A 24,385-nucleotide genomic window follows, 5' to 3' on the forward strand; every position below is an offset into this window, starting at 1 on the left:
TTCCGCAGCGATTGTGAACGGCGTAATCTCAATGCCATCGTGAACAGGCGCCCAGGCGCCGCAAAGGAATGAAGATGAAAGTGGCACTCATTGGCGCAACCGGCTTTGTGGGGTCGGCGGTATTGAAGGAGCTGCTGCAGCGCGGTCACGAGGTCGTGGCCCTGGTGCGCGACCCCGCCAGGCTGGCGGCCCAGCCGCATCTGCACGCCGTGCAGGCCGATGTGCTGGATGCCGCCGCCGTGCAGCGGGCCGTGGCAGGCGCGGACGCCGTGGTCAGCGCCTACAACGCGGGCTGGGGCAATCCCGACATCTATGAGGATTTCATGCGCGGCTCGCGCGCCATCGTGGCGGGCACGAAGGCGGCTGGCGTCAAGCGCTATCTGGTGGTGGGCGGTGCGGGCAGCCTCTACATCGCGCCCGGCAGGCAACTGGTGGACACGCCCGAGTTCCCGGCCGCCATCAAGCCCGGCGCCTCGGCTGCGCGCGATGCCCTCAACGATCTGCAAAAGGAGCAGGGCCTGGACTGGACGATGCTGAGCCCGCCGATTGCCTTGCACCTGGGTGACCATGGCGAGCGCACGGGCCAGTACCGCACGGGCAAGGATGAGCCGTTGATGCAGGCCGACGGCCAGCCCGGCACCATCTCCGCCGCCGATCTGGCCGTGGCCCTGGTCGATGCGCTGGACAAGGGCCTGCACCTGCGCGAGCGCTTTACCGTCGCTTACTGAGCACCGGGGGCTCCCGGCTGGTGCGCAGGCGGCCTCCATGGCATGCTGGTGCCTGTCACGAACAGGCAGGAGCGCCGCCATGATCGACCACACGGGAATCCTCGTATCGGACTTCGACCGCAGCCGGGAGTTTTATGCGCGGGCGCTGGCTCCCCTGGGCTACGAGATCCTGATGGAGCTGTCCGCCGAGCTCACCGGCCACGGCGACACGGCCGGCTTTGGCGAGCCGCCCAAGCCTGATTTCTGGATCACCGGCGGCGAGCCCAACCAGCCGCCCATCCATGTGGCCTTTCGCGTGGACAACCGCAACATGGTCGATGATTTCCACGCGGCCGCCCTGGCCGCAGGCGGGCGCTGCAATGGCGAGCCCGGCCTGCGACCGCACTACCATGACGACTATTACGCAGCCTTCGTGCTCGACCCCGACGGCCACAACATCGAGGCCGTCTGCCACCTGCCGCCCGCCTGAGTCTCCCTGGCGGCACTGGGGCCTGCGCGGCAGCTGACATCAGGCGGTCGCATGGCGCAGCACAATATTGCGCTGCAACAAAAAAGGCCCCACGTTCCCCATGCCCCCTTCCGTTTCCGCTGCGGCCGGCTCCGTTTCCGCGTCATCCACACCCACGGCCGCCCAGGCCTGGCTCAGCGTGATCGCGCTGGCGCTGGGCGCCTTCGTCTTCAATACCACCGAGTTCGTGCCCGTGGGCCTGCTCAGCAGCATTGGCGCGAGCTTTGGCATGCCCACCGAGCAGGTCGGGCTGATGCTGACCATCTATGCCTGGATCGTGGCCCTGGCCTCGCTGCCCTTCATGCTGCTCACGCGCAATGTGGAGCGGCGCAAGCTGCTGATGGGCGTGTTCGCGCTGTTCGTGGCCAGCCATGTGCTGTCGGGCGTGGCCTGGAGCTTTGCGTCGCTCATGGTCAGCCGCATCGGCATCGCGCTGTCGCATGCGGTGTTCTGGTCCATCACGGCCTCGCTGGCCGTGCGCGTGGCGCCGCCCGGCAGGAAGGCCGTGGCGCTGAGCCTGCTGGCCACCGGCACCTCCATGGCCATGGTGCTGGGCATTCCGCTGGGCCGGATCGTGGGCGAATGGCTGGGCTGGCGCACGACGTTCCTGGCCGTGGGCGGGGTGGCCGCCATCGTCATGGTGGCCCTGGCCCGGCTGCTGCCGCGCCTGCCCAGCGAGAACGCGGGCAACCTGGCCAGCGTGCCCATGCTGCTGCGCCGTCCGGCGCTGCTGTCCATCTACATCCTGCTGGTGGTCGTGATCACCGGGCAGTTCACGGCCTACAGCTATATCGAGCCCTTCGTGCAGGACATCGCGGGCTTCGAGGGCAAGGTGACCACGGCCGTGCTGCTGCTGTACGGCGGCATGGGCATCGTGGGCAGCGTGATGTTCAGCTGGTGGGGCCTGCGCCATCCGCGCGGCTTTCTGCTGGCCGCCATTGGCGTGCTGTCGGCCAGCCTGCTGATGCTGGTGCCGGCCTCGGGCCATGAGGCATCGCTCTATGTGATGAGCTCGGTCTGGGGTGTCGCCATGATCTGCTTCGCCCTGGCCATGCAGTCCCAGGTGCTCAAGCTGGCTGCCGACGCCACCGATGTGGGCATGTCCATGTTCTCGGGCATCTTCAACATCGGCATTGGCGGCGGCGCGCTGCTGGGCAGCCAGGTCAGCATGCACGCGGGCATGCAGAACATTGGCTGGATCGGCGGCGGCCTGGTGGCGCTGGGCCTGGCCTGGTGCGTCTGGGCCTTCGTGCGCTGGTCTGCCGGCTTCCAGGCAACGGCGCACTGAAGCGGGTCAGCCGCCGGGTGCCCGCATGGCCTGGGCGTAGCGCTGCGGTGCCAGGCGGGACACCAGCACGCAGACCACGAGCACGGCGGCCATCTGGGCCAGCCAGCCGGCGCCGAATCCGCCCGTGAACTGGTGCAGCCGGGCGATCACATAGGGCGCCAGCGCCGCAATCAGAAAGCCGCCGCCCTGCATCAGCGCATTGAGCGCCCCGGCCTGCGTGGGGTGGGGAAGATGGTCGAGCGCCACCACCATCATCAAGGCGAAGCACCCACCCAGGCCGATGCCGAGTATGACGATGTGGAGCAGCGGCGCCGCATCAGGCCACCAGGCCAGCGCGGCCAGGCCGATGATCTGGCACAGCAGCGTGAACCCCAGCCATGGCCGCCGGTCGGCATGGCGCGCGGCCAGCACGGGCAGGCCCAGCGCGGCGCCGGCCTGGGCCACCGACAGCAGGGCGACCAGGCCGCCGCTTTGCGCGGGGCTCCAGCCGTGCGTCTGGTAGAAGGGCGCAAGCCAGGCCACCATGGCCGCATAGCCGCCGTTGATGAGGCCGAAGCAGGCCATCAGCATCCAGGTGCGCGGGCGCCGGCGCAGCCAGCCGGTGTCTTGCGTGGCGTTGGCCCCTGCCATGGGCGCCGGAGCCGGCAACGCACGCAGCGCATGCCGCGCCAGCGCCATTGCCAGCAGGGCGGGCGCAGTCCACAGCGCCAGCGCAAGGCGCCAATCCAGTCCCCATTGCACGGCCAGCGGCGAAATCTGGGCGCCCAGGGCGCCGCCGCCCATGAGCGCGGCCGAGTACAGCCCCATCATCTGCGCCGTGCGTGCGGGCGACTGGCGCTTGATCAGGCCCGGCAGCACGCCTTGCACCAGGGCCACGCCAGCGCCGCACAGCGCGGCCGTGGCCAGCAGGGTGGCCGCACTGGAGCCCGCCACGCGCAGCGCGCAGCCCAGCGCAATCACCGCCAAGGAGCCGACCACGGCGCGGCGCGGACCCAGGCGCCGCAGCGCGGCCGGGGCCAGCCAGGCGCCCACGCCCATCAACGCCATGGGCAGCAGGGTCAGCCAGGACAGCGTGGACAGATCCATGCCGGTGGCGGACTGGATCTGCGGTCCCAGCGGGCCGATGGCCGTGAGAAACGGGCGCAGGTTCAGCGTGACCAGCACGACGGTGGCCAGCCACAGCGCCGTTGGAATGGCGTGTGCCGCGGCAGGGGTCTCGGTGTGCGCAGGCGCAATGGACGACATGGCTTCAGGCCCAGGGGACGTTGCCGTACAGCTGGGCCGCCGTGATGCCCGTGTCCAGCCGCGTCAGGGGCAGCGGTGGCGGCTGCAGCGGCATGCGCAGCCGCTGGTAGGCGCCCTCGCTGGACAGACCATACGGCTGGGCATCCGCGTTGTCGAAGGCGAAGAAGACCTGCTCGGCCCCGGCCATCACCAGCGCCGCCAGGCACATGGGGCAGGGGTGGCCGCTGGCGTAGATGGTGCAGCCGGCCAGGCTGACGTTGGCCTGGGCGCGCGTGCCCGCGCGCAGCGCCTGCATTTCTGCGTGGGCGCTGGGGTCATGGCTTTGCACGATCTCGTTGACGCCCGTGGACAGGATCTGCCCCTCGCGCGCGAGCAGGGCGCCGAAGGGCCGGCCGCCCCGCAGGCGGTTGTCGTGCGCCAGCTGCACGGCATGGCGCAGCAGGCGGATGTGTTCTTGTTCTTGCATGGGGATGGCTGGGCAATCGGGAGCTGAGGCCGCAGTCTAGGACGGGGGCCATCAATTGGAAAATTAAATGATCAAATGCCAGGCAGTGACAAAGCCACTGAAATTCGCCCAAGCCCCATGCAGCCCTCTTCCATAGACCCCACCCTGCTGCGCAGCTTCTGCGCCGTGGCCGAAACCGGCAGCTTCACGCGCGCGGCGCAGGGCGTGCACCTGACCCAGTCCACGGTCAGCCAGCAGATCCGCAGGCTGGAGGAGCAAATGGGCTGCACGCTGCTGGACCGCAGCGGGCGCCATGTGGAATGCACGCTGGAAGGAGAGCGCCTGCTGGCCTATGCGCAACGCATCCTCGCGCTCATGGACGAGGCCGTGGAGCAGTTGGCTGGCGCCACCGAAGCCGTGCTGCGCATCGGCGTACCAGAGGACTTTGCCGGCAATGCCTTGATGCCCGCCTTGGGCGCGCTGGCGCGCAGCCAGCCGCAGTTGCGCCTGGAGCTGACCAGCGGGCTGTCGCAGGCGATATGGCAGCAGTTCCAGTCCGGCGAGCTGGACCTGGCCATCGTCAAGCAGCGCAGCGGCAGCACGCCCGGCATGGCGCGCTGGCCTGAACCGCTGGCCTGGATAGACAGTGCGCGGCATCCCTGCCACGGGATGGATCCCTTGCCTCTGGTGGTATTTCCGCAGGGCGGCCTGTACCGCAGCGAGATGACGCATGCGCTGGATGCCGCCGGCCGGCGCTGGCGCCTGGCCTATGTGAGCGCCAGCCTGGCCAGCCTGGAAGCCGCCGTGGAGCAGGGCCTGGGCATCAGCCTGCTGCCGCGCCGGCTGGTTGGGCCCGGCCACCGCCTGCTCGACGGCATGGCCGGCTTCGCCCCCGTGCCTGATGTGGAAGTGGCACTGCACGTGCGGGCCCAGTTGTCGGCGCCGGGTCGACGTCTGGCCGGGCGCCTGTGTGAGGTGTGCGAGGCGTTGCTGGGCGTGTCTTAGTCGAACAGCTCGGCGTGCGTGCCGGCTCGCACGAAAATGATCGATTCGTTGGCGCCCTGGCCATCGAGCCGGTAGATCAGCAGGAAATCGCCCCCCACGTGGCACTCCCTGTGATCGGCCCAGTCGCCGGTGAGGGCATGGTCAAGCCACTGAGGCTCCAGGGGGGCGTCGTTGGCAATCAGCAGCAGCATGGCCTCCTTCAACCGCTTCATGTCATGGCGGCCGGAATGCGACAGCCGGACCCAGTCCTTGGCGAAAGCCTTGGTCCGGTCCGATGCGCGGGGAAGGACTGCGCGCTTACTGCTCGCTGCCTTTTTCGAGGTCATGGAGCAAATCGTCCGCGGTGGCAAAGCGTCCCTTGCGCATGGCGCGTGCCTCCTGCATGGCTGCGCGCGTCTCGGCGTTGGGTGCCCTGAGGTCGAAGGGCAATTGCTGGTCGGCCACCACGCGCATCAGGAAGACACGTACGGCATCCGACACCGTCAAGCCCATGCCGGCCAGGGTTTCGGCGGCCTGTGCCTTGATCTCTTCATCCACGCGCACGTGGATCATGGTGGTGGTTGCCATGGTGTGCTTCTGCAAAAATGGGTGAGATACATTGTATCTCGCAGGGCAGAAGACAGGTAGGCAGGCAGGTTGCTGGGATGTCGCTTGGCGGCTCCCGCCTTCGAGCCCTCCAACAAAAATCCCCGCCGTGGCGGGGATGGTCGGTGGAGACGCGCAGGCTCAATCCATCGTCAGGTTCTGCTTTTGCACCACGTCCTTGTAGACCGCCAGTTCGGCCTTGATCTCTTCAAAGAAATGCTCGGGTGTGTCGGCCACGATCAGCGAGCCGGTTTCCTCGATGCGCTTCTTGATGGCGGGGTCCTGCAGCACCTTGCGCGTGGCGGCATTGACCTTGTCCACGATGTCGCGCGGCAGGTTCTTGGGGCCGACGATGCCGTAGTAGGCCATGCGGTTGACGGGGGCCAGGCCCACTTCCTTGAAGGTGGGCACATCGGGCAGCGCTGCCAGGCGCTGAGGCGCGGCCACCACGATGGGCACCAGGCGCTTTTCCTTGACGAAGCCCAGGGCGGAGGGCAGGTTGTCGAAGATCAGCGGAACCTGGCCGGCCACGGCGTCGTTCAGCGCGGGGCCGCTGCCACGGTAGGGCACGTGGGTGATGTCGGTGCCCGTGGACAGCTTGAACATCTCCATCATCAGATGGGTGATGCTGCCGTTGCCAGGCGAGGCGTAGGAGTACTTGCCGGGGTTCTTCTTCACCTCGGCCAGGAACTCCTGGTAGTTCTTGCCCGCGAACTTGGGGTGGGCCGCAATGATGTTGGGCGTGGCCGCGATGTTCACGATGGGCGTGAAGTCGGTCAGCACGTTGTACGGGATCTTGGGGTTGATCGCCGGGTTGGTGGCCGTGGTGGACACGGTGGCAATGCCCAGGCTGTAGCCGTCGGACTGGGCGCGCGCCGTCTCGGCCGCGCCGATGCTGCCGCCGCCGCCGCCCTTGTTCTCGACCACCACGGGCTGGCCCAGGGCGCGGCCCAGCGGCTCGGCCACGATGCGCGCGATCAGGTCGGTGGTGCCGCCGGCCGCGAAGGGCACGAGCAGCTTGATGGGTTTGGCAGGGTAGCCCTGGGCATGGGCTGCGCCCGACAGCGCGAGGGCGCCGAGGATGCCGGCGAGCGCGATGCGAGTGGTGTGAGTCATGGTGTTGTCTCCTTGAATGGATGTTGTGAGCGTTTGTTGTGAGGCACCGACGGGTGGGAGGGCTGGGTTTTTTAAGACATTCGTATGGCGGTGCTTGAGGAAAAAGATTTGGAGGAGGCGGTGTTGCCTGGCGCAGGCGATCAGACCACGCCGCGCGAGCGCAGCGCCTGGATGGCCATGGGCGCAATGCCCAGCTCGCCCAGCACTTCATCGGTGTGCTGGCCCAGGGAGGGCGGTGCGCTGCGCAGCACGGGCGGGGTGTCGCTCAGCCGCATGGGGCTGGCCACGCCGGCGATGCGCGAGATGCCGTCGCCGGCCTCGCGCGGCAGCTCGACGCGTATGCCGCGTGCGCGCACCTGCGGGTCGTCGAAGGCCTGGGCGATGGTGTTGATGGGGCCGCAGGGCACGGCCTTGTCTTCCAGCAGCGCAATCCATTCGGCCGTGCCGCGTGTCTTCATGAGGGGCACCATCCGCTCCAGCAGCGCCTGGCGATTGCGCACGCGCGCGGTGTTGGTGGCAAAGCGCTCGTCCTGCGCCCAGCCGGCTTCGCCGACGGCGGCGCAAAAGCGCGCGAACTGGCCGTCGTTGCCAATGGCCAGCAGCACGTTGCCGTTGGCCGTGGCGAAGTCCTGGTAGGGCGCCAGGCTGGGGTGGATGTTGCCGGCGCGGCCCGGCGATTCGCCCGTGGCCAGAAAGCCGGCGGCCTGGTTGGCCAGCACGGCCATGCCCACGTCGAGCAGGGCCATGTCGATGTACTGGCCCCGGCCCGAGGCCTGGCGCGCATGCAGCGCGGCTAGGATGGCATTGCTGGCATACAGGCCCGTGAAGACATCGATCACAGCCACGCCCACCTTGAGCGGGCCGCCTCCGGGCGCCCCGTCGGCATGGCCGGTGATGCTCATCAGTCCGCACATGGCCTGCACCATGAGGTCGTAGCCCGCGCGCTCGGCATACGGGCCGGTCTGGCCGAAACCCGTGACCGAGCAATAGATCAGGCGCGGGTTGAGCGCCTTGAGGCTTTCGTAGTCCAGCCCGTACTGCGCCAGGCCACCGACCTTGAAGTTCTCCACCAGCACATCGGCCCCGGCCGCCATCTGGCGAATCAGCTGCTGCCCATCGGGGGTGGACATGTCGATGGTGACCGAGCGCTTGTTGCGGTTGCAGGCCGTGAAATAGCTGGCCTCCTGCGTGGCCTGCCCATCGTCGCGCGGCAGGAACGGAGGCCCCCAGTGGCGCGTGTCATCGCCGGCCACGGGCCGCTCGACCTTGATCACATCGGCGCCCAGGTCGGCCAGTGTCTGCGTGCACCAGGGCCCGGCCAGCACGCGGGAAAGATCAAGCACCTTGATGCCGGCCAATGCGGCCGGCGCGGAGGATGTGGAGGACATGAGAGGGAAGAAATATGAGCGCGCCCGATGCCGCTGGTAGTTCAGCTCTGGGCTTGAGCTTCCATCACCCATAGCGTGTGACATGGGCGTGGAGCAGGCCAGGGACGCCGAGCAAGAGCCGCCTCGCGGCGAGGGCGTCGTCCCCCTCCGCGAAGCGAGAAGGGGGAAGGCGCGAAGCGCCTCAGGGGGTCAGTTGGCAAAAGCTGCGATGCCGGTCTGCGCCCGGCCCAGGATCAGCGCATGCACATCGTGCGTGCCCTCGTAGGTGTTGACCACTTCCAGATTGACCAGGTGGCGGGCCACACCGAACTCGTCGCTGATGCCGTTGCCGCCCATCATGTCGCGCGCCATGCGGGCAATGTCCAGCGACTTGCCGCAGTTGTTGCGCTTGATCAGCGAGGTGATCTCGATCACGTTCTGGTGCTCGTCCTTCATGCGGCCCACGCGCAGCGCGGCCTGCAGGCCCAGGGTGATCTCGGTCTGCATGTCGGCCAACTTCTTCTGCACCAGCTGGTTGGCGGCCAGGGGGCGGCCGAACTGCTTGCGGTCCAGCGTGTACTGGCGCGCCGTGTGCCAGCAGAACTCGGCTGCGCCCAGGGCGCCCCAGGCAATGCCGAAGCGTGCGCTGTTCAGGCAGGTGAATGGGCCCTTGAGGCCGCGCACTTCGGGGAAGGCGTTTTCCTCGGGAACGAAGACGTCGTCCATCACGATCTCGCCCGTGATGGAGGCGCGCAGGCCCACCTTGCCGTGGATGGCCGGGGCCGACAGGCCCTTCATGCCCTTGTCCAGGATGAAGCCGCGGATCTCGCCCACATGGCCGTCCTCGGTCACTTCCTTGGCCCAGACCACGAACACGTCGGCCACGGGGCTGTTGGTGATCCACATCTTGTTGCCCTTGAGGCGGTAGCCGCCGTCCACCTTGTAGGCGCGGCTGGACATGCTGCCGGGGTCGGAGCCGTGGTCGGGTTCGGTCAGGCCGAAGCAGCCGATGAACTCGCCGCTGGCCAGCTTGGGCAGGTACCTGTTCTTCTGGTCTTCGGTGCCGAATTCATTGATGGGCACCATCACCAGCGAGCTTTGCACGCTGGCCATGGAGCGGTAGCCCGAGTCCACGCGCTCGATCTCGCGTGCCACCAGGCCGTAGCTGACATAGTTCAGGCCCGCGCCGCCGTACTGCGTGGGGATGGTGGGGCCCAGCAGGCCCAGCTCGCCCATCTCGCGGAAGATGCTCACGTCGGTCTTTTCATGGCGGAACATTTCCAGCACGCGGGGGGCCAGCTTCTCCTGGCAGTAGGCATGGGCCGCGTCGCGGATCATGCGCTCGTCTTCGCTCAGTTGCTGGTCGAGCTGGAAGGGGTCATCCCATTGGAAGCTGTTGCGGGCCATGGCGTGGTTTCTCCAAAAAACAAAGAGGTCAAGGGCGGGTCGCTGCCATATGCCAAAGCCGGGCAGGCTGTGACCATGGAGCGTTGTTGCGACGCATCTTAGAAGCGGGCCTGCGCGTGGCGCAAACGATGTTTGTTCATCCATGAATGCGTAAAACGCATGTATGAATGGGTTGTTGCGGGTTATTCCCTATGATGTGAGGCTCTGAAGTGCATTGAATTCATGAAATATGCGTAGAGCCCTGCCATCCACCCAAGCCCTTGCCTGCTTCGAGTCGGCCGCCCGCCACATCAGCTACACGCGTGCGGCGCAGGAACTGTCGCTCACGCAAAGCGCGGTATCGCGCCAGATCATTGCGTTGGAAGAGTTCCTGGGCGTGCAGCTGTTCCGGCGCACGCGCCACGGCGTGCTGCTGACGGAGGCCGGCACGCAGTACGCCCAGCAGGTCTCGCGCTGGCTGCACGGCCTGGAACGCGACACGCTGGACATCATGGCCCACCAGGGCGAGGGAGGCCCGCTCAACCTGGCGGCCGTGCCCACCTTCGCCACGCGCTGGCTGCTGCCGCGCCTGCCGCAGCTGGCGCGCGAGCATCCCGAGGTCACCGTGCACATCGATGTGCAGACGCGGCCCTTCCTGTTTGCCGATACCGTGTTCGACGCTGCGCTCTATGCAGGCACGCCCGAGCAGGTGGCACGCTGGCCCGGTGTGCAGGCGCAATGGCTGATGGACGAAGAGGTGGTGCCCGTGTGCAGCCCGCAACTGCTGGCCACGGCCCAGGCGCGCGAGCCGGGCCGGGCCTGGCTGCCTGTGGGGGCGGACATCGTGGCCCGGATGCCGCTGCTGCAGCAAAGCACGCGGCCCTACGGCTGGCAGCAGTGGTTCGATGCCATGGGCGTGGCCGCGCCGCGCGCGCTGGATGGCATGCGGCTGGAGCTGTTCTCCATGCTGGCCGTGGCCGCCAGCCAGGGCCTGGGCGTGGCGCTGATGCCGCCCATGCTGATCGAGCAGGAGCTGGCGCGCGGCGACCTCATCATTGCCTGCCCCCAGCCGCTGCGCGGCAACCGCGCCTACTACCTGGTCACCCCGGCCCTGGCGCCCGATGCCCAGCCCGCGCCCGCCCTGCGCGTGTTCTCTTCATGGCTGCAGCAGCGCGCCAGGGAGCACCGGCCTGCCTGATAATTAAGCAGGCCTTGGATTGTTCAACGATGACAGTCACTTAACTGACTTATCCTTGCTGCTGGCGGCGCTTGTCCACAGGCTTGTGGGGGTGTCTCTGGGGAAAACCCGCAATCGCGCTCAAAACCAGGGCAGCACGGCCAGGCACAGCGGCATGACCACGGCCGTGGCCACGCCGTTCAGGCCCATGGCCAGGGCCGAGAAGGCGCCCATGGTCGGATTCACCTGCAGCGCGCGTGCCGTGCCGATGGCGTGGGCCGTAAGTCCCAGGGCAAAACCCTGCACGGCCGGGTCATCGCTGCGCACCAGGCGGATCAGCAGCGGCGCCATCATCGTGCCCGCAATGCCGGTGATGGCCACGGCCACGGCCGCCAGCGAGGCCGGCCCGCCAAAGCGCTCGGCCATGGGCAGGGCGATGGGAATGGTGGCCGACTTGGGCGCCAGCGCCACCAGCGTCTGCACCGTCGCTCCCAGGCTCCAGCCGATCAGCAGTGCCGACAGCAACGCCACCACGCAGCCCACGGCCAGCGCCACGCTGATGGGCAGCCACAGCGCGCGGATGCGCTCGCGCTGGGCGTACAGCGGAATTGCCAGCGCGACGGTGGCCGGGCCGATCAGCAGTCCCAGCAGCGAGACGCCGCTGCGGTAGCTGGCATAGGAGGTGCCCGTGGCCAGCAGCACGCCCACGATGACGACGACGGCCGTGAACACGGGAATCAGGAGCGGATGGTTGCCGCTTCGGCGGTACAGCGCCATGGCCGCCAGGTAGACGGCCATGGTCAGCACCAGCCAGGGCAGGTGGGCGGTGGAGGCATTGCCGGACAGCGACTGCCAGGCGCTGTGCCAGTGGGTGGTGAGCGCGTTCATGCCTTGTCTCCCTGGCTGGCGGCCGCCTCGCGGGCGCGCTGGCGCTCCAGGCACCAGCGGAAGGTGAAGGCCGTGGCCAGGAAGGTAATGGCTGCACCCGCCACGCAGGCGATCACGAAGGGCTGCCATTCGCGCGACAGCCGGTCGAACTCCAGCATCACGCCTGCAATGACGGGAATGAACAGCAGCATCATGTTCTGCAGCAGCACGCCGGCGGCCTTCTCCAGCGACTCGGGCAGGCGGCCGTGCAGCAGCAGCGCCGCCAGCAGCAGCAGCGTGCCCATGAGCGCTCCCGGAAGCGGCAGCCCCGTGAGCTGGACGATGGCCTCTCCCAGCAACTGGAAGGCGAACAAGGCGGTGATGGCGTACAACATGAAAACCTGAATCCCTGGAGCAGATGGCAAGAGCGGAGAGCAGAGGGCGGCGGCAAGAGAGCGGGCTGCCCGTTTCCCGGACAGGGCAGTGCCCTGGCACCTGTGGGACGCCGCCGCAAAGCGTGCCATCATCGCCCACATCGCGAAAAAAGGTGCGGACACCGATTGCGCGGCGTCCCGGCCAACGCTATGTTGGGACCCATGCCTTGGGCAGTGCCGGGGCATGAGACTTTGAATAGCGAAGGAGTAGCGATGGCCGAAACCACATATCACGCACCCGTGTACGAGCCGACGGTGGATGAACTCGAAGTGCTCAAGAAGCTGGAAATGGGCGAGCCCGTATCGCTGGAAAGCGCGGCGCGCGAGCATCTGTCCAAGAGGCTGCGCGAGCGTGGACTGGTCGAAGTGGACAGCAGCCATCAATGGCACATCACGGCGGCGGGCCGTGCCCAGATCCGCCGCTCCGATGCCTGAGGCGCGGCGCGACAGGTGACCTCGGTTCCAAGGGTTTTCCCTTGGATTCAGGGGCTGCCTGATTTGCAGGCAGCCTAGCTTGCGGCCAGTGAATGCAAGCACTTGGACGCCTCGTTCACTTGCTGTTCACTGAATATCCACAGGGTTGTTCAAGGGTTCTGTGGAGAAATAAAGCCACCCCAGGGTGGCTTTTTTCATGGGCATTACCAGGCTTTTGCAGCGGGCGCACCGGGCTGGTGACCGCGCCGGAAATTGGCTGCATGGCGATGGTGCAGATACCGGTTTTCAGAGGGAAGGTGCCGGATTTCGCGCACTGGGCAAGGCTAGGGGGCAGGCCGCGGTGGGGGCGATTCGAGGCGGGCTGGACATGCGCCTGATTGCAGTCCGTTTCCGCCTTGGCGGTGGCTTGATGCCAAAGTTGTGCACAGGTTGGGTGGTGTGCGGGTGAAAGCGCGCAGGGGCTATCCCGCCCAAGGCATGAGGACGCAGGATCTGGTCAGGCTGGAGGCCTTGAATTGCAGTGCAGCCGCTGAAAAGGGCTGGTGCAGGAAGGAGGGGTGTGCGGACACTGTGAAGACAGCGGCCGGAAAAGAAATAGCCGAAAAAGCAGCGGACTGCTTTTTCGGCTACGTAATCTCTGGTGCCCGGGGCCGGAATCGAACCGGCACGCCTTGCGGCGGGGGATTTTGAGTCCCCTGCGTCTACCAATTTCACCACCCGGGCTACTTAGCGCAGGGGCGAATTATGGCACAGTGTGAGGCTATGAAAATTTATCCGACCATCGAAGACGCCATCGGCCGCACGCCCCTGGTGGCATTGCAGCGCATCGGTGCGCAGTCTCGCCAGGAACGTGGCAACGTGGTGCTGGGCAAGCTGGAAGGCAACAACCCGGCCGGTTCGGTCAAGGACAGGCCGGCCCTGTCGATGATCCGCCGCGCCGAAGAGCGCGGCGACATCAAGCCCGGCGACACGCTGATCGAGGCGACCTCGGGCAATACCGGCATTGCGCTGGCCATGGCCGCCACGATCAAGGGCTACCGGATGGTGCTGATCATGCCCGAGGACCTGTCCATCGAGCGTGCCCAGACGATGAAGGCCTATGGCGCCGAGCTGATCCTCACGCCCAAGAGCGGCGGCATGGAATACGCGCGCGACCTGGCCGACCAGATGGTGGCCCAGGGCAAGGGCGTGGTGCTCGACCAGTTCGGCAATCCCGACAACCCGCGTATCCACTACGAGACCACCGGCCCCGAGCTGTGGGAGCAGACCGGCGGCGAGATCACCCATTTCGTGAGCGCCATGGGCACCACGGGCACGATCACCGGCGTGGCGAAGTTCCTCAAGGAAAAGAACCCTGCCATCCGCATCGTGGGCGCCCAGCCGGCCGAGGGCTCGCGCATCCCCGGCATCCGCAAGTGGCCCGAGGAATACATGCCCAAGATCTACGACGCCTCGCTGATCGACGAGACCGTGCTCGTGGGCCAGGACGATGCCGAAGACATGGCGCGCCGCCTGGCGCGCGAGGAAGGCATCTTTGCCGGCATCTCGGCTGCCGGCGCCTGCTGGGTGGCCCAGCAGATTGCCGAGCGCGAGAACAACGCCACCATCGTCTTCGTGGTCTGCGACCGCGGCGACCGCTATCTGTCCACGGGCGTCTTCCCCGCCTGATACAGCGACAGGCCCGCCTTCCGGCGGGCCTTCCTGTTTGCATTGAGCCAGGACAGCAAAAAACCAGGAACAGCCCCATGCACTATGAAACCCGCTATTGCACGCACTGCGCCACCCCCCTGCAGTGGGTGATCCAGGCCGAGGACGGCGGCGATGTATCGCGCCTGCGCTGCCCCGAGTGCGGCTGGACGCACTGGAACAATCCCACGCCCGTGCTGGCCGCCATCGTGGAGCTGGACGGCAAGGTGCTGCTGGCGCGCAATGCGGCCTGGCCCGAGAAGGTCTTCGGCCTGATCACGGGCTTCATGGAGGCCGGCGAGTCGCCCGAGGAGGGCGTGGCGCGCGAGGTGGCGGAGGAAACCGGCCTGAAGGCCGAGTCGCTGGAGCTGATCAGCGTGCATGAGTTCCTGCGCATGAACCAGGTGATCATCGCCTTCCATGTGCGCGCCAGCGGCCAGGTGCGGCTGTCGCCCGAGCTGCTGGAATACCGCCTGCTGGAGCCCGAGAAAGTCCAGGCCTGGCCTTCGGGCACGGGCATGGCGCTGGCCAAGTGGCTGCGCAGCCGGGGGCATGATCCTGTGATCCGTGACTTCTGGAAGCGTGCCGAGCAGGCCCAGGAGGCTGAAGCGAGTCGCGCCGATCAAGACACTGCTGCCGGCCTCAGCCGCGATGCCGCCTAGAATCCCAGGCTCAAGAGGTGCATCCGATGGAAATTCACAAGGAAATCGACACGCGCGGGCTCAACTGCCCGCTGCCCATTCTCAAGGCCAAGAAGGCGCTGGCCGAACTGGACAGCGGCCAGCTGCTCAAGGTGGTGGCCACGGATACCGGATCGCTGCGCGACTTCCAGGCCTTCGCCAAGCAGACCGGCAATGAGCTGGTGGAGCAGCAGACCGTGGGCGCGGAGTTCATCCACATCCTGCGCCGGCGCTGAGCGGCTGCACGCGGCTCGCTCCAAAGAAAAAGGCCTGCTTTCGCAGGCCTTTTGCATGGGGCAGGGGCGGCTCCGAGGCCCGGCCTCAGATGCTCAGGCCCTGCAGGTATTCGCGGAAGCTCGCGCCCACGTCCTCGTGCTGCAGCGCCAGCTCCACCGTGGCCTGCAAAAAGCCTTCCTTGCTGCCGCAGTCGTAGCGCTTGCCCTGGTACTGGAAGGCGTAGACGGCTTCATGGGCCATCAGGCGTTCGATGGCGTCGGTCAGCTGGATCTCGCCGCCCACGCCCTTGGGCTGGTTGCGGATCTCCTCGAAGATGGCCGGTGTCAGCACATAGCGGCCGGCCACGCCCATGCGCGAAGGCGCCTTCTCGGGCGCGGGCTTTTCGACGATCTTCTCGATGCGCATCAGCGCGCCGCCGGCCGGCTCGCCGGCCACGATGCCGTAGCGCTTGGTCTGCTCCAGCGGCACTTCCTGCACGGCCAGCAGGGAGCGGCCCTGTTTCTGGAAAGCCGAGGTCATCTGGGCCATCACGCCCGGGCCGCCAGGCTCGCCCACCATCAGGTCGTCGGCCAGCAGCACGGCAAAGGGCTCGTTGCCCACCAGCGGCTCGGCGCATAGCACGGCATGGCCCAGGCCCAGGGAGCGCGGCTGGCGCACGAACAGGCAGTTCATGTCGGCGGGGCTGATGCTGCGCACCAGCTCCAGCATGGCCTGCTTGCCGGCGTTCTCCAGCTCGTTTTCCAGCTCGTAGGCGGTGTCGAAATGGTCCTCGATGGCGCGCTTGCTGCGGCCGGTGACGAAGATCATGTCGCGGATGCCGGCCTCGTAGGCCTCTTCCACGGCGTACTGGATCAGCGGCTTGTCCACCACGGGCAGCATCTCCTTGGGAGAGGCCTTGGTGGCGGGCAGAAAGCGCGTGCCGAGCCCGGCAACGGGAAACACGGCTTTGCGGACACGGGTCTGGGTGCTCATAAACGGATCTTTCAACCCAGGCGGGCGAGTTGTTCCTGGATGCGGATCAGCGTTGCGCCGAAGTCGGCCACGCGCTTCTTTTCCTGGTCGATGACGGCCGGAGGTGCCTTGGCCACGAAGGCCTCGTTGCCCAGCTTGGCATTGGCCTTGGTGATCTCGCCTTCCAGGCGTGCGGCTTCCTTGGACAGGCGGGCCTTTTCGGCGGCCACGTCGATCTCCACGAACAGCGCCAGGCGCGCCTCGCCCACCACGCAGACCGGCGCGGCCTGGGCGGCCTCGGCCCAGGCGGCTTCGTCGTCGAACACCTTGACTTCGCTGAGCTTGGCCAGGTTCTGAAGCACGGCGGCATTGGTGCGCAGGAACTGTGCCTCGTCGGCCGAGCTGGCCACGGCCAGCAGCGGCAGGCGCTGTGCGGGCGACACGCCCATCTCGCCGCGCAGCGTGCGGCAGGCGTCGATCATCTGCTTGATGCGGCCCACGTAGGCGATGGCGGCCTCGTCGATCTTCTCGGGCTGGGCCTCGGGGTAGCGGGCCACGGCCACGGACTCGCCGGGCAGGCCGGCGACCGGGGCGACCTTCTGCCACAGGGCTTCGGTCACGAACGGGATGATGGGGTGGGCCAGGCGCAGGATGGCCTCCAGCGTGCGGATCAGCGTGCGGCGCGTGGCGCGCTGCTGGGCCTCGTTGCCGGTCTGGATCTGCACCTTGGCGATTTCCAGGTACCAGTCGCAGAACTCGTTCCAGACGAAGTCGTACAGCGCGTTGGCCACGTTGTCCAGGCGGAATTCGGCAAAGCCCTTGGCCACTTCGGCCTCGACCTTCTGCAGCTGCGAGGTGATCCAGCGGTCGGGCTGGCTGAACTGCATGTAGCCCGCGAACTCGCCGCCGGCCTGGCATTGCTCCTTGGTGTGGGGCAGCAGGCCGCAGTCATGGCCTTCGCAGTTCATCAGCACGAAGCGGCTGGCGTTCCACAGCTTGTTGCAGAAGTTGCGGTAGCCCTCGCAGCGCTTGCTGTCGAAGTTGATGGAGCGGCCCAGCGAGGCCAGGGCCGCGAAGGTGAAGCGCAGCGCGTCGGCGCCGTAGGCGGGAATGCCCTCGGGGAATTCCTTTTGCGTGTTCTTGCGCACCTGGGGGGCGGTCTCGGGGCGGCGCAGGCCCTGGGTGCGCTTGTCCAGCAGGGTGTCCAGGTCGATGCCGTCGATCAGGTCCACGGGGTCGAGCACGTTGCCCTCGGACTTGCTCATCTTCTTGCCCTGGGCGTCACGCACCAGGCCATGCATGTAGACATGGCGGAAGGGCACGCGGCCCGTGAAGTGCGTGGTCATCATGATCATCCGGGCGACCCAGAAGAAGATGATGTCGTAGCCCGTGACCAGCACCGAGCTGGGCAGGTAGAGGTTGTAGTCATCGTCGGCCGCCTCGGTCTGGTTCGGCCAGCCCATGGTGGAGAACGGCACCAGGGCCGAGGAGTACCAGGTGTCCAGCACGTCCTCGTCGCGCGTGAGCGTCTTGCCGGGGGCCTGGGCCTGGGCTTCTTCCTCGGTGCGGGCCACGTAGACCTTGCCGTCCTCGTCGTACCAGGCGGGAATCTGGTGGCCCCACCACAGCTGGCGCGAGATGCACCAGTCCTGGATGTTGTTCATCCACTGGTTGTAGGTGTTGACCCAGTTCTCGGGCACGAACTGCACCTGGCCGCTGGAGACGGCATCGATGGCCTTCTGTGCGATGGACTTGCCGGTGGCATCGCCTTCGCCCACCTTGTTCATGGCCACGAACCACTGGTCGGTCAGCATGGGCTCGATCACCTGGCCCGTGCGCGTGCAGATGGGCACCATGAGCTTGTGCTTCTTGGTCTCGACCAGCAGGCCGGCCGCGTCCAGGTCGGCCACGATGGCCTTGCGCGCCACGAAGCGGTCCATGCCGCGGTACTTCTCGGGCGCCTCGTCGTTGATGGTGGCCGTCAGCGTCAGCACGCAGATCATCGGCAGGCCGTGGCGCTGGCCCACGGCGTAGTCGTTGTTGTCATGCGCAGGCGTGACCTTGACCACGCCCGTGCCGAACTCGCGGTCCACGTAGTCGTCGGCAATGATGGGGATCTCGCGGCCCACCAGGGGCAGGATCACGGTCTTGCCGATCAGCGCCTGGTAGCGCTCGTCCTCGGGGTGCACCATCAGGGCTGCGTCGCCCAGCATGGTTTCCGGGCGCGTGGTGGCCACCACGAGCTGGCCCGAGCCGTCGGACAGCGGATAGGCGATGTGCCACAGCGAGCCGTCCTTCTCCTCGTTCTCGACCTCGAGGTCGGAGACGGCCGACATCAGCTTGGGGTCCCAGTTGACCAGGCGCTTGCCGCGGTAGATCAGGCCCTGCTGGTACAGGCGCACGAAGGTCTCGTTGACGATGGACGACAGCTTGTCGTCCATGGTGAAGTACTCGCGGCTCCAGTCCACGCTGTCGCCCATGCGGCGCATCTGGCCGGTGATGGTGTTGCCGCTCTGGTTCTTCCACTCCCAGACCTTGCTGACGAAGTTCTTGCGCGCCTCGGGAGGCGTCGCGCCCATGTCGTGGCGGCTGGCAATGCCCTGCTCCTGCAGCTGGCGCTCCACCACGATCTGCGTGGCGATGCCCGCGTGGTCGGTGCCGGGCACCCAGACCGTGTTGTGGCCCTTCATGCGGTGGTAGCGCGTGAGGCTGTCCATGATGGTCTGGTTGAACGCATGGCCCATGTGCAGCGTGCCCGTCACATTGGGCGGCGGCAGCTGGATGGAGAACGAGGGCTGGGATGCATCTGCCTGGCCCGTGCCGCGCACGCCGGCTGCGCCGTAGCCGCGCTTTTCCCATTCAGGGCCCCATTGGGCCTCGATGGCGGCGGGTTCAAACGATTTGGACAGGCTGTCGAGGCCTGGCTGGGCAATGGTGTCGCTCATGGCTTGCTTGCGGGGAATTGTGCGAATGGCGTTTGGCAAATGAAAACGGCATCCGTTGAAGGGATGCCGTCTGCATATGCGAAATGGATGACGGTTTGACGGGGATTCTACCGACCCCGTCCGCCTGCCTGTTCGCCGGGTCTTATTCAGGCCGCTGCGTCGGGGACGAACTCGGGCCGGTCGTTGCTCTGGGGCTTGAGCGGCTGGGCGGCCTTGCCTTCGGCGCGTTCCTTGCGCCATTGCTCCTTGCGTGCCGTCCACTCGTTCAGGCAGGCGTGGGCGGTGGTGCTTTCGCGCGCCATCTGCACTTCGTCGGCCAGTTGGGCCGACAGCTCCAGGCGGATGCCGTTGGGATCGAAGAAATAGATGCTCTTGAAGATGTGGTGGTCGGTCACGCCCAGCACCTCGATGCCATGCGCCACCAGGCGGGCCTTGGTGTTCTCCAGTTCCTCGACGGTGTCCACGCGGAAGGCGATGTGGTTGATCCACAGCGGCGTGTTGGGCGAGGGCAGGGCCTTTTCGTCGTCGCCGATGTCGAAGAAGGCGATGAACGACCCATCCTTCAGGCGGAAGAAGAAGTGCGTGTAGGGGCAGTACTCGCCCGTGCTGGGCACGTAGTCGCTCTGGATGATGTGGTAGAGCGGCAGGCCCAGGATGTCCTCGTAGAAGTGGCGGGTCTCCTCGGCATCGCGGGCCTTGTAGGCGTAGTGGTGCAGCTGCTGCACGGCGGCGGGCGGTGGCAGTGTGGACAGGTCGGGACGGGCGCTTGTGTTCATCGAATGTCTCCTTGGTGGATGTCTTGATTCTACTATTCGTAATCAATTTACCTAAATGAAATGTTGCGATGGATGCAGGGATATGCGCGCTGCGGTGTCCGGGCCACCTGCGGTGCCGAGTTGCCGCCAGCACTTGACCTTCAAGTCACTTCACGCTTTCTCATCGAGGTCCGATCCCCCGCTTGCCATGGTCGCCATGGATGCGGCGGCCCTCTGTTCACAACCGTTTTCAAGTCAAGGAATCTCATGAGCGACAGCCATCAGCACGGCGACGTGCGCGCCCTGCCGGAATCCCGTCTCTGGTTTGCCTTCGGATTGACCGGCACCTTCATGGTGGTGGAGATCATCGGCGGCATGGTCACGGGCAGCCTGGCCCTGATCTCCGACGCCATGCACATGCTGACCGACGCGATGGCGCTGCTGCTGGCCCTGGTGGCGATACGCGCCGGCCGCAAGGCAGCCGACCTGCTGCGCACCTACGGCTATGCGCGCTTCGAGATCCTGGCCGCCGCCGTCAACGCACTGGTGCTGCTGGGAGTGGCCTTCTACATCCTGTATGAGGCCTACCGCCGCCTGTCGGCACCTGCGGAAATCCAGTCCCTGGGCATGATGGCGGTGGCGGCCGTGGGGCTGGTGATCAACCTGCTCTCCATGCGCCTGCTGTCGGGTGGCAAGGACGAGAGCCTGAACGTGAAAGGCGCGTATCTGGAGGTGTGGGCGGACATGCTGGGCTCGGTCGGCGTGCTCGCCGGTGCTGCGCTGATCTGGCTGACGGGCTGGCGGTGGATCGACTCGGCGGTGGCCGTGGGCATCGGCTTCATGGTGTTCCCGCGGACCTGGACCCTGTTGCGCGAGTGCATCAACATCCTGCTGGAAGGCGTGCCCTCAGGGATGAGCCTGCAGGCGGTGCGCGAGACGATTGCGGGCACGGCGGGCGTGGCAGCAATCCACGATGTCCACCTGTGGGCGGTCACGCAGAGCAAGCCCATGCTGACCGGCCATGTGGTGCTGCTGCCCGGCGCGGACGGCGAGCAGGTGCGTCGCGATATCGAGGACAGGCTGCAGGCCGGCTTCGACCTGCACCATACGACGCTGCAGATGGAGCGCGAGGACCGCTCCCCGGCAGAGCACATCCACTAGGATGCCAGTCTTCATGGACCACACCCGGAGTGCACCGATGCTTGAGCTTCGACCCAACTGCGAATGCTGCGACAAGGACCTGCCGCCAGAGTCTGCCGAGGCCCGCATCTGCACCTTCGAGTGCACGTTCTGTGCCGGCTGTGCGGATCATGTGCTGCACGGCGCCTGCCCCAACTGCGGTGGCGAGCTGGTGGCCAGGCCGCGCCGGCCGGCGGACAAGCTGGAGCGGTATCCGGCCTCGACGAAGCGGGTGCTCAAGGCCGGTGGCTGCGCTGTAAGGGCCTGATCAGAGCACAGGCCTGGCTCTGCGGCCACGGAACGCAGCCTCCACCGCCAGCACGGCTGCAAAACCCATCACATAGGCCAGCACATCCCACCAGTCGGCCGTGCTGCCCAGCACGATGCGCAAGGCGCGGTTGGGAATGTGCAACTGGAAGGTCAATGCCAGGAACTGGCCCAGCTCCACCAGCAGGCCCACGCCCAGCGCGGCCGACGCCAGCAGCAGCACGCGCGCGGCGATCACGGTCTTGAACACGGCATAGACCCAGGCCACGGCCAACACGTCGCCGAAGAAGCTGCGCACCCAGCCCCAGCGCGCGCCGACGGTGGCCAGCAGCACGAGCAAGACAAACAGGGCCACCGCCCACGCCAGGGAAACAGGATCAAAACGCCATCGCATGGCCGCCATCATCGGGCCAAAAGCGGGTCCGGTCAGCGAGCCTGGTGCGCAGTGCCTTGCGCAGCGGTGGCCAGCGGGTGCGCTATCCCGCCATCGCCGTAGCTGCCCACCACCTGGACGATCACCACCTGGTAGCCCTTGAGCCAGCGCGCCTGCTGCTGCTTGGCTTCGAGGTGCGCAGGGTGGCGCATCAGTTGCTGCAGCGCCTCCCAGGTCTGCCAGTAGTAGACGTTGGAGACCAGGCCTGTGGCGGGGTTCTCCCAGGCCTCTTCGCCCAGGTAGCCGGGGATGGCGCGGGCGATCTCGGCGATCCGGCCGTCAAGGGCATGGAATGGTGCGTCGTATTCGCCCGGCGCGAAGGTGAAGGTGGATGTGTACATCGGTGGTTGGCAACCTGTGTGAGGGTGGCTGGCGCTAGATGCGCGGCGCCGCATCCATGGCACCGGCCAGCGGCTCCTGTCCGCGCTCGCGCAGCGCGCCGATGGCGCCTGCCAGGTCGCGGGCCTGCCGGTTCTGGCTGAGCTTGGCCTTGCCCTCCAGGCGGGTGATGCGGATCTGCAGGCCGACGATGGCCTGCAGCATGCCGTCGATGAATTCACGCGGCGAGTCGGACATCTTCCAGGGCTGGGCCTGCGATGCCTCATGGACCCGCGAGAGCCGCCCGACCAGGCCGCGCACGAATCTCTCGTCGTCATGGATGCTGATTTGCCCGTGCACATGCACGGCCTCGTAGTTCCAGGTGGGCACCAGGCGGTGCGTCTCGTGCTTGCTTGGATACCAGCTGGGCGAGATATAGCCTTCGGCACCACGGAAGATGACCAGCACCTCGGCGCCGTCGCGGCACTGCTGCCAGATGGGATTGGCGCGGGCCACATGGGCGCTCAGCGTGCCCATCTCCCCTGGGTCCGCATCCAGCAGGAACGGCAGGTGGTTGGCGTCCAGCACGCCGTTGGCCTGGGTGACGAGCGTGCCCAGGGGGTAGCTGCGGATCAGGCCGTGCAGGCTGTCGGAATCGGTGAGGGAGAAATGGGCGGGCGTGTACATGGAGCTTGGTGCAACGGTGGACCGGCATCGGGGGAAACAGGACTATCCACCATCCCTGGCACAATGAAAAATCCAGTTTCGTGATTTTTTGGAAGACCAGTTGAAGTCCCATTTCGCCGCCGATACCGGGGCTGCGCCCAGCGCCCGCCGCATCCACGAATGGCTGAAATCCCAGATGGCCGACGGCAGCCTGGCCGTGGGCGCACGCCTGCCTTCCACCCGCGCGCTGGCGCTGGACCTGGGTGTGTCGCGCACCACCGTCACGGCGGCCTACGAGCAGCTTGCGGCCGAGGGCTATCTGGAGACTGCACAGGGCGCACGGGCGCGCGTGGCAGCTGGCGCGGAGCAGCGCAGCCGCGCGCCCCGCATTGCGGCTGCGGCGCAGGATTGCCGATCCCGCCTGTCTTCCTATGGACGGCGCGTGGATGCGCTGGCGCAGGCCCAGCCCGCTCGCGCCGGGGATGAAGAGCCTGCCGTGATCGACTTTCTCTACGGCGCCCTGGCCTTTGATGACTTTCCCACGCTGGCCTGGCGGCGTGCCTACAACCGCGCCATCGTGCAGCGCCAGTCTTCCCTGTCCTACGACGCGCCCGAAGGCGAGCCGGCGCTGCGCATGGCGCTGCAAGGCTATCTGCGCCGGGCGCGGGGGCTTGTCTGTTCGGCCGATCAGATCGTGGTGGTGCAGGGCTCGCAGCAGGCCATCGACCTGTGCGCACGCGTGCTGGTCGATCCGGGCGAGACCGTGCTGATGGAAGAGCCCTGCTACCTGATGGCGCGCCGCGTGTTCGAGGCCCAGGGCGCATGCCTGCAGGAAATGGCCGTCGATGAACAGGGCCTGGATACCTCGGCGCTGGCCGGGCGCCAGGCGCGGCTGGCCTATGTCACGCCCTCGCACCAGTTTCCGCTGGGCGGCGTGCTGCCCATAGGCCGCAGGCAGCAACTGCTGGCCTGGGCGCGCGCCACGGGTGCCTGGATTCTGGAGGATGACTACGACGGCGAGTTCCGCTACGGGCTGCGCCCCATCGACGCCCTGCAGTCCATTGACGAGGTGGGTTGCGTCATCCATGTCGGCACCTTCTCCAAGGCCTTGTCCCCGCAGATGCGCATGGGCTACCTGGTGCTGCCGCCGTCCCTGGTGCCCGTGTTCCGGGAAGCCCGGCGGCTGGCCGACCGGCATGCGCCGCGCCTGGACCAGCTGGTGCTGGCCGCGCTGATCGACGACGGCAGCTACGAGCGCCATGTGCGCGCTGCCCGCCGTCGCAACGAAGGCCGGCGGGCGGCATTGCTGCAGGCGCTGGAGCGGCACCTGCCGGGCGCGGTGCAGGTCGAAGGCTCGGCCTCCGGCCTGCATGTGGTGGCCTGGGTGCCTGCCGTGCACCAGCGCGATGAGATTGCCCTGGTGCGGTTGGCGCGAGAGCGCGGCGTGGGCGTTCGCCCCATCTCGCCGCTCTATGCGGCCGGTGATGCCCATCGCCGCCAGTCCTGCGCCGGGCTGGTCCTGGGTTATGCGAGCCTGCAGCCGCAGGCCATCGAGCAAGGGGTGCGCAGGCTGGCGGGCGTGGTCAGTCAGTGGCAGACCCAATCCGCAACGCAAAAAAGCCCGTGACCGGGGTGCCGGTTCACGGGCCTTGGGTGCCGACGCCCCTAAAGGCGCTTTGCCC

27 protein-coding genes and 1 tRNA gene are annotated in these 24,385 nt (G+C 67.0%); 12 read left to right on the plus strand and 16 right to left on the minus strand.

What is annotated here, in order from left to right:
- Window positions 1–74 precede the first annotated feature (74 nt).
- The 3 genes from PO605_RS01310 to PO605_RS01320 all read left to right on the plus strand — a co-directional run bounded on the left by PO605_RS01310 (window position 75) and on the right by PO605_RS01320 (window position 2,524).
- The gene (locus PO605_RS01310) at window positions 75–728 is read left to right on the plus strand and encodes an NAD(P)-dependent oxidoreductase (RefSeq protein ID WP_016448966.1); all 654 of its coding nucleotides are present in this window, start codon (window positions 75–77) and stop codon (window positions 726–728) included.
- Between the two features lie 79 nt (window positions 729–807).
- Window positions 808–1,197, plus strand: coding sequence for a VOC family protein (locus tag PO605_RS01315; RefSeq protein ID WP_016448965.1), 390 nt, complete (start codon window positions 808–810; stop codon window positions 1,195–1,197).
- Between the two features lie 100 nt (window positions 1,198–1,297).
- Entirely contained in the window at window positions 1,298–2,524 is a 1,227-nt protein-coding gene (locus PO605_RS01320) for a sugar transporter (protein ID WP_016452582.1), read from the plus strand.
- Between the two features lie 6 nt (window positions 2,525–2,530).
- Here PO605_RS01320 and PO605_RS01325 read toward each other — a convergent pair whose 3' ends face one another.
- Window positions 2,531–3,769 carry a cyanate transporter gene (locus PO605_RS01325; RefSeq protein WP_272205804.1) on the minus strand — a complete coding sequence of 413 codons (1,239 nt, stop codon included), beginning with the start codon at window positions 3,767–3,769 and terminating at the stop codon, window positions 2,531–2,533.
- 4 nt (window positions 3,770–3,773) lie between these two features.
- Window positions 3,774–4,235 carry a nucleoside deaminase gene (locus PO605_RS01330; RefSeq protein ID WP_047472795.1) on the minus strand — a complete coding sequence of 154 codons (462 nt, stop codon included), beginning with the start codon at window positions 4,233–4,235 and terminating at the stop codon, window positions 3,774–3,776.
- A gap of 117 nt (window positions 4,236–4,352) precedes the next feature.
- Between PO605_RS01330 and PO605_RS01335 the strand changes: the two genes are divergently transcribed.
- On the plus strand, window positions 4,353–5,219 hold the full coding sequence (locus PO605_RS01335; RefSeq protein ID WP_047472796.1) for a LysR family transcriptional regulator: 867 nt from the start codon (window positions 4,353–4,355) through the stop codon (window positions 5,217–5,219).
- Here PO605_RS01335 and PO605_RS01340 read toward each other — a convergent pair.
- From PO605_RS01340 to PO605_RS01360, 5 genes are all read right to left on the minus strand, one after another.
- Window positions 5,216–5,545: a type II toxin-antitoxin system YafQ family toxin gene (locus PO605_RS01340; RefSeq protein WP_026062230.1), complete on the minus strand. Its 330-nt coding sequence runs from the start codon at window positions 5,543–5,545 to the stop codon at window positions 5,216–5,218. The two genes, PO605_RS01335 and PO605_RS01340, sit on opposite strands and share 4 nt — an antisense overlap.
- The gene (locus PO605_RS01345) at window positions 5,517–5,786 is read right to left on the minus strand and encodes a type II toxin-antitoxin system RelB/DinJ family antitoxin (RefSeq protein WP_047217841.1); all 270 of its coding nucleotides are present in this window, start codon (window positions 5,784–5,786) and stop codon (window positions 5,517–5,519) included. The genes PO605_RS01340 and PO605_RS01345 overlap by 29 nt, the downstream gene beginning before the upstream one ends.
- A gap of 159 nt (window positions 5,787–5,945) precedes the next feature.
- Window positions 5,946–6,920: a tripartite tricarboxylate transporter substrate binding protein BugE gene (locus PO605_RS01350; RefSeq protein WP_272205805.1), complete on the minus strand. Its 975-nt coding sequence runs from the start codon at window positions 6,918–6,920 to the stop codon at window positions 5,946–5,948.
- Between the two features lie 140 nt (window positions 6,921–7,060).
- The gene (locus tag PO605_RS01355; protein ID WP_047472094.1) at window positions 7,061–8,308 is read right to left on the minus strand and encodes a CaiB/BaiF CoA transferase family protein; all 1,248 of its coding nucleotides are present in this window, start codon (window positions 8,306–8,308) and stop codon (window positions 7,061–7,063) included.
- A gap of 189 nt (window positions 8,309–8,497) precedes the next feature.
- Window positions 8,498–9,694: an acyl-CoA dehydrogenase gene (locus PO605_RS01360; protein ID WP_016448959.1), complete on the minus strand. Its 1,197-nt coding sequence runs from the start codon at window positions 9,692–9,694 to the stop codon at window positions 8,498–8,500.
- 229 nt (window positions 9,695–9,923) lie between these two features.
- Here PO605_RS01360 and PO605_RS01365 point away from each other — a divergent pair, with 229 nt between their 5' ends.
- Window positions 9,924–10,871, plus strand: coding sequence for a LysR substrate-binding domain-containing protein (locus PO605_RS01365; RefSeq protein WP_012204131.1), 948 nt, complete (start codon window positions 9,924–9,926; stop codon window positions 10,869–10,871).
- Between the two features lie 120 nt (window positions 10,872–10,991).
- Here the strand turns inward: PO605_RS01365 and PO605_RS01370 are convergent, their stop codons facing one another.
- Window positions 10,992–11,738, minus strand: coding sequence for an LrgB family protein (locus PO605_RS01370; protein WP_016448958.1), 747 nt, complete (start codon window positions 11,736–11,738; stop codon window positions 10,992–10,994).
- Entirely contained in the window at window positions 11,735–12,112 is a 378-nt protein-coding gene (locus PO605_RS01375; RefSeq protein WP_017407068.1) for a CidA/LrgA family protein, read from the minus strand. Before PO605_RS01375 ends, PO605_RS01370 begins: the two co-directional genes overlap by 4 nt.
- Before the next feature lie 252 nt (window positions 12,113–12,364).
- Between PO605_RS01375 and PO605_RS01380 the strand changes: the two genes are divergently transcribed.
- Entirely contained in the window at window positions 12,365–12,586 is a 222-nt protein-coding gene (locus tag PO605_RS01380) for a hypothetical protein (RefSeq protein ID WP_016452574.1), read from the plus strand.
- Window positions 12,587–13,224: 638 nt separating this feature from the next.
- Here PO605_RS01380 and PO605_RS01385 read toward each other — a convergent pair.
- Window positions 13,225–13,309 (minus strand) — tRNA-Leu (locus PO605_RS01385).
- A gap of 39 nt (window positions 13,310–13,348) precedes the next feature.
- On the opposite strand from PO605_RS01385, the gene cysM reads away from it, so the two are divergent.
- The 3 genes from cysM to PO605_RS01400 all read left to right on the plus strand — a co-directional run bounded on the left by cysM (window position 13,349) and on the right by PO605_RS01400 (window position 15,188).
- On the plus strand, window positions 13,349–14,254 hold the full coding sequence (gene cysM, locus PO605_RS01390) for a cysteine synthase CysM (protein ID WP_017407070.1): 906 nt from the start codon (window positions 13,349–13,351) through the stop codon (window positions 14,252–14,254).
- Window positions 14,255–14,331: 77 nt separating this feature from the next.
- Window positions 14,332–14,934: an NUDIX hydrolase gene (locus PO605_RS01395; protein ID WP_016452506.1), complete on the plus strand. Its 603-nt coding sequence runs from the start codon at window positions 14,332–14,334 to the stop codon at window positions 14,932–14,934.
- 26 nt (window positions 14,935–14,960) lie between these two features.
- On the plus strand, window positions 14,961–15,188 hold the full coding sequence (locus PO605_RS01400; RefSeq protein WP_012204137.1) for a sulfurtransferase TusA family protein: 228 nt from the start codon (window positions 14,961–14,963) through the stop codon (window positions 15,186–15,188).
- An 85-nt stretch (window positions 15,189–15,273) separates the two neighbouring features.
- Here the strand turns inward: PO605_RS01400 and galU are convergent, their stop codons facing one another.
- The 3 genes from galU to PO605_RS01415 form a co-directional block, all read right to left on the minus strand.
- Window positions 15,274–16,161 (minus strand): UTP--glucose-1-phosphate uridylyltransferase GalU, encoded by an 888-nt coding sequence (galU, locus tag PO605_RS01405; protein ID WP_047472097.1) that lies wholly within the window; start codon window positions 16,159–16,161, stop codon window positions 15,274–15,276.
- Between the two features lie 11 nt (window positions 16,162–16,172).
- A complete protein-coding gene (locus PO605_RS01410; RefSeq protein ID WP_047472098.1) occupies window positions 16,173–19,085 on the minus strand; it encodes a valine--tRNA ligase in 2,913 nt (970 codons plus the stop codon).
- A gap of 146 nt (window positions 19,086–19,231) precedes the next feature.
- Entirely contained in the window at window positions 19,232–19,861 is a 630-nt protein-coding gene (locus PO605_RS01415) for a VOC family protein (protein WP_047472100.1), read from the minus strand.
- Between the two features lie 246 nt (window positions 19,862–20,107).
- On the opposite strand from PO605_RS01415, the gene PO605_RS01420 reads away from it, so the two are divergent.
- Window positions 20,108–21,001, plus strand: coding sequence for a cation diffusion facilitator family transporter (locus PO605_RS01420; RefSeq protein WP_047472101.1), 894 nt, complete (start codon window positions 20,108–20,110; stop codon window positions 20,999–21,001).
- A gap of 37 nt (window positions 21,002–21,038) precedes the next feature.
- Window positions 21,039–21,287 carry a DUF1272 domain-containing protein gene (locus tag PO605_RS01425; protein ID WP_012204142.1) on the plus strand — a complete coding sequence of 83 codons (249 nt, stop codon included), beginning with the start codon at window positions 21,039–21,041 and terminating at the stop codon, window positions 21,285–21,287.
- Here the strand turns inward: PO605_RS01425 and PO605_RS01430 are convergent, their stop codons facing one another.
- Genes PO605_RS01430 through PO605_RS01440 form a run of 3 tightly spaced genes read right to left on the minus strand, consistent with a single transcriptional unit; the run spans window position 21,288 to window position 22,724 of the window.
- The gene (locus PO605_RS01430; protein ID WP_047472102.1) at window positions 21,288–21,692 is read right to left on the minus strand and encodes a ribosomal maturation YjgA family protein; all 405 of its coding nucleotides are present in this window, start codon (window positions 21,690–21,692) and stop codon (window positions 21,288–21,290) included. It abuts the gene before it with no gap.
- Between the two features lie 20 nt (window positions 21,693–21,712).
- Entirely contained in the window at window positions 21,713–22,060 is a 348-nt protein-coding gene (locus tag PO605_RS01435) for an antibiotic biosynthesis monooxygenase family protein (protein WP_047472103.1), read from the minus strand.
- 34 nt (window positions 22,061–22,094) lie between these two features.
- Window positions 22,095–22,724: an FMN-binding negative transcriptional regulator gene (locus PO605_RS01440; RefSeq protein ID WP_272205812.1), complete on the minus strand. Its 630-nt coding sequence runs from the start codon at window positions 22,722–22,724 to the stop codon at window positions 22,095–22,097.
- A gap of 100 nt (window positions 22,725–22,824) precedes the next feature.
- Between PO605_RS01440 and pdxR the strand changes: the two genes are divergently transcribed.
- On the plus strand, window positions 22,825–24,330 hold the full coding sequence (gene pdxR, locus PO605_RS01445) for a MocR-like pyridoxine biosynthesis transcription factor PdxR (protein WP_047472109.1): 1,506 nt from the start codon (window positions 22,825–22,827) through the stop codon (window positions 24,328–24,330).
- Window positions 24,331–24,385: the final 55 nt, after the last annotated feature.

Origin of the sequence: Delftia sp. DT-2 (assembly GCF_028401915.1) — a bacterium.
Lineage (GTDB): Bacteria > Pseudomonadota > Gammaproteobacteria > Burkholderiales > Burkholderiaceae_C > Comamonas > Comamonas tsuruhatensis.

Bases quoted from the DNA above. Each gene is read 5' to 3' on its own strand.
- PO605_RS01310 (WP_016448966.1), top strand. From the start codon at position 75: ATGAAAGTGGCACTCATTGGCGCAACCGGCTTTGTGGGGTCGGCGGTA.
- PO605_RS01315 (WP_016448965.1), top strand. From the start codon at position 808: ATGATCGACCACACGGGAATCCTCGTATCGGACTTCGACCGCAGCCGG.
- PO605_RS01320 (WP_016452582.1), top strand. From the start codon at position 1,298: ATGCCCCCTTCCGTTTCCGCTGCGGCCGGCTCCGTTTCCGCGTCATCC.
- PO605_RS01325 (WP_272205804.1), bottom strand. From the start codon at position 3,769: ATGTCGTCCATTGCGCCTGCGCACACCGAGACCCCTGCCGCGGCACAC.
- PO605_RS01330 (WP_047472795.1), bottom strand. From the start codon at position 4,235: ATGCAAGAACAAGAACACATCCGCCTGCTGCGCCATGCCGTGCAGCTG.
- PO605_RS01335 (WP_047472796.1), top strand. From the start codon at position 4,353: ATGCAGCCCTCTTCCATAGACCCCACCCTGCTGCGCAGCTTCTGCGCC.
- PO605_RS01340 (WP_026062230.1), bottom strand. From the start codon at position 5,545: ATGACCTCGAAAAAGGCAGCGAGCAGTAAGCGCGCAGTCCTTCCCCGC.
- PO605_RS01345 (WP_047217841.1), bottom strand. From the start codon at position 5,786: ATGGCAACCACCACCATGATCCACGTGCGCGTGGATGAAGAGATCAAG.
- PO605_RS01350 (WP_272205805.1), bottom strand. From the start codon at position 6,920: ATGACTCACACCACTCGCATCGCGCTCGCCGGCATCCTCGGCGCCCTC.
- PO605_RS01355 (WP_047472094.1), bottom strand. From the start codon at position 8,308: ATGTCCTCCACATCCTCCGCGCCGGCCGCATTGGCCGGCATCAAGGTG.
- PO605_RS01360 (WP_016448959.1), bottom strand. From the start codon at position 9,694: ATGGCCCGCAACAGCTTCCAATGGGATGACCCCTTCCAGCTCGACCAG.
- PO605_RS01365 (WP_012204131.1), top strand. From the start codon at position 9,924: ATGCGTAGAGCCCTGCCATCCACCCAAGCCCTTGCCTGCTTCGAGTCG.
- PO605_RS01370 (WP_016448958.1), bottom strand. From the start codon at position 11,738: ATGAACGCGCTCACCACCCACTGGCACAGCGCCTGGCAGTCGCTGTCC.
- PO605_RS01375 (WP_017407068.1), bottom strand. From the start codon at position 12,112: ATGTTGTACGCCATCACCGCCTTGTTCGCCTTCCAGTTGCTGGGAGAG.
- PO605_RS01380 (WP_016452574.1), top strand. From the start codon at position 12,365: ATGGCCGAAACCACATATCACGCACCCGTGTACGAGCCGACGGTGGAT.
- cysM (WP_017407070.1), top strand. From the start codon at position 13,349: ATGAAAATTTATCCGACCATCGAAGACGCCATCGGCCGCACGCCCCTG.
- PO605_RS01395 (WP_016452506.1), top strand. From the start codon at position 14,332: ATGCACTATGAAACCCGCTATTGCACGCACTGCGCCACCCCCCTGCAG.
- PO605_RS01400 (WP_012204137.1), top strand. From the start codon at position 14,961: ATGGAAATTCACAAGGAAATCGACACGCGCGGGCTCAACTGCCCGCTG.
- galU (WP_047472097.1), bottom strand. From the start codon at position 16,161: ATGAGCACCCAGACCCGTGTCCGCAAAGCCGTGTTTCCCGTTGCCGGG.
- PO605_RS01410 (WP_047472098.1), bottom strand. From the start codon at position 19,085: ATGAGCGACACCATTGCCCAGCCAGGCCTCGACAGCCTGTCCAAATCG.
- PO605_RS01415 (WP_047472100.1), bottom strand. From the start codon at position 19,861: ATGAACACAAGCGCCCGTCCCGACCTGTCCACACTGCCACCGCCCGCC.
- PO605_RS01420 (WP_047472101.1), top strand. From the start codon at position 20,108: ATGAGCGACAGCCATCAGCACGGCGACGTGCGCGCCCTGCCGGAATCC.
- PO605_RS01425 (WP_012204142.1), top strand. From the start codon at position 21,039: ATGCTTGAGCTTCGACCCAACTGCGAATGCTGCGACAAGGACCTGCCG.
- PO605_RS01430 (WP_047472102.1), bottom strand. From the start codon at position 21,692: ATGATGGCGGCCATGCGATGGCGTTTTGATCCTGTTTCCCTGGCGTGG.
- PO605_RS01435 (WP_047472103.1), bottom strand. From the start codon at position 22,060: ATGTACACATCCACCTTCACCTTCGCGCCGGGCGAATACGACGCACCA.
- PO605_RS01440 (WP_272205812.1), bottom strand. From the start codon at position 22,724: ATGTACACGCCCGCCCATTTCTCCCTCACCGATTCCGACAGCCTGCAC.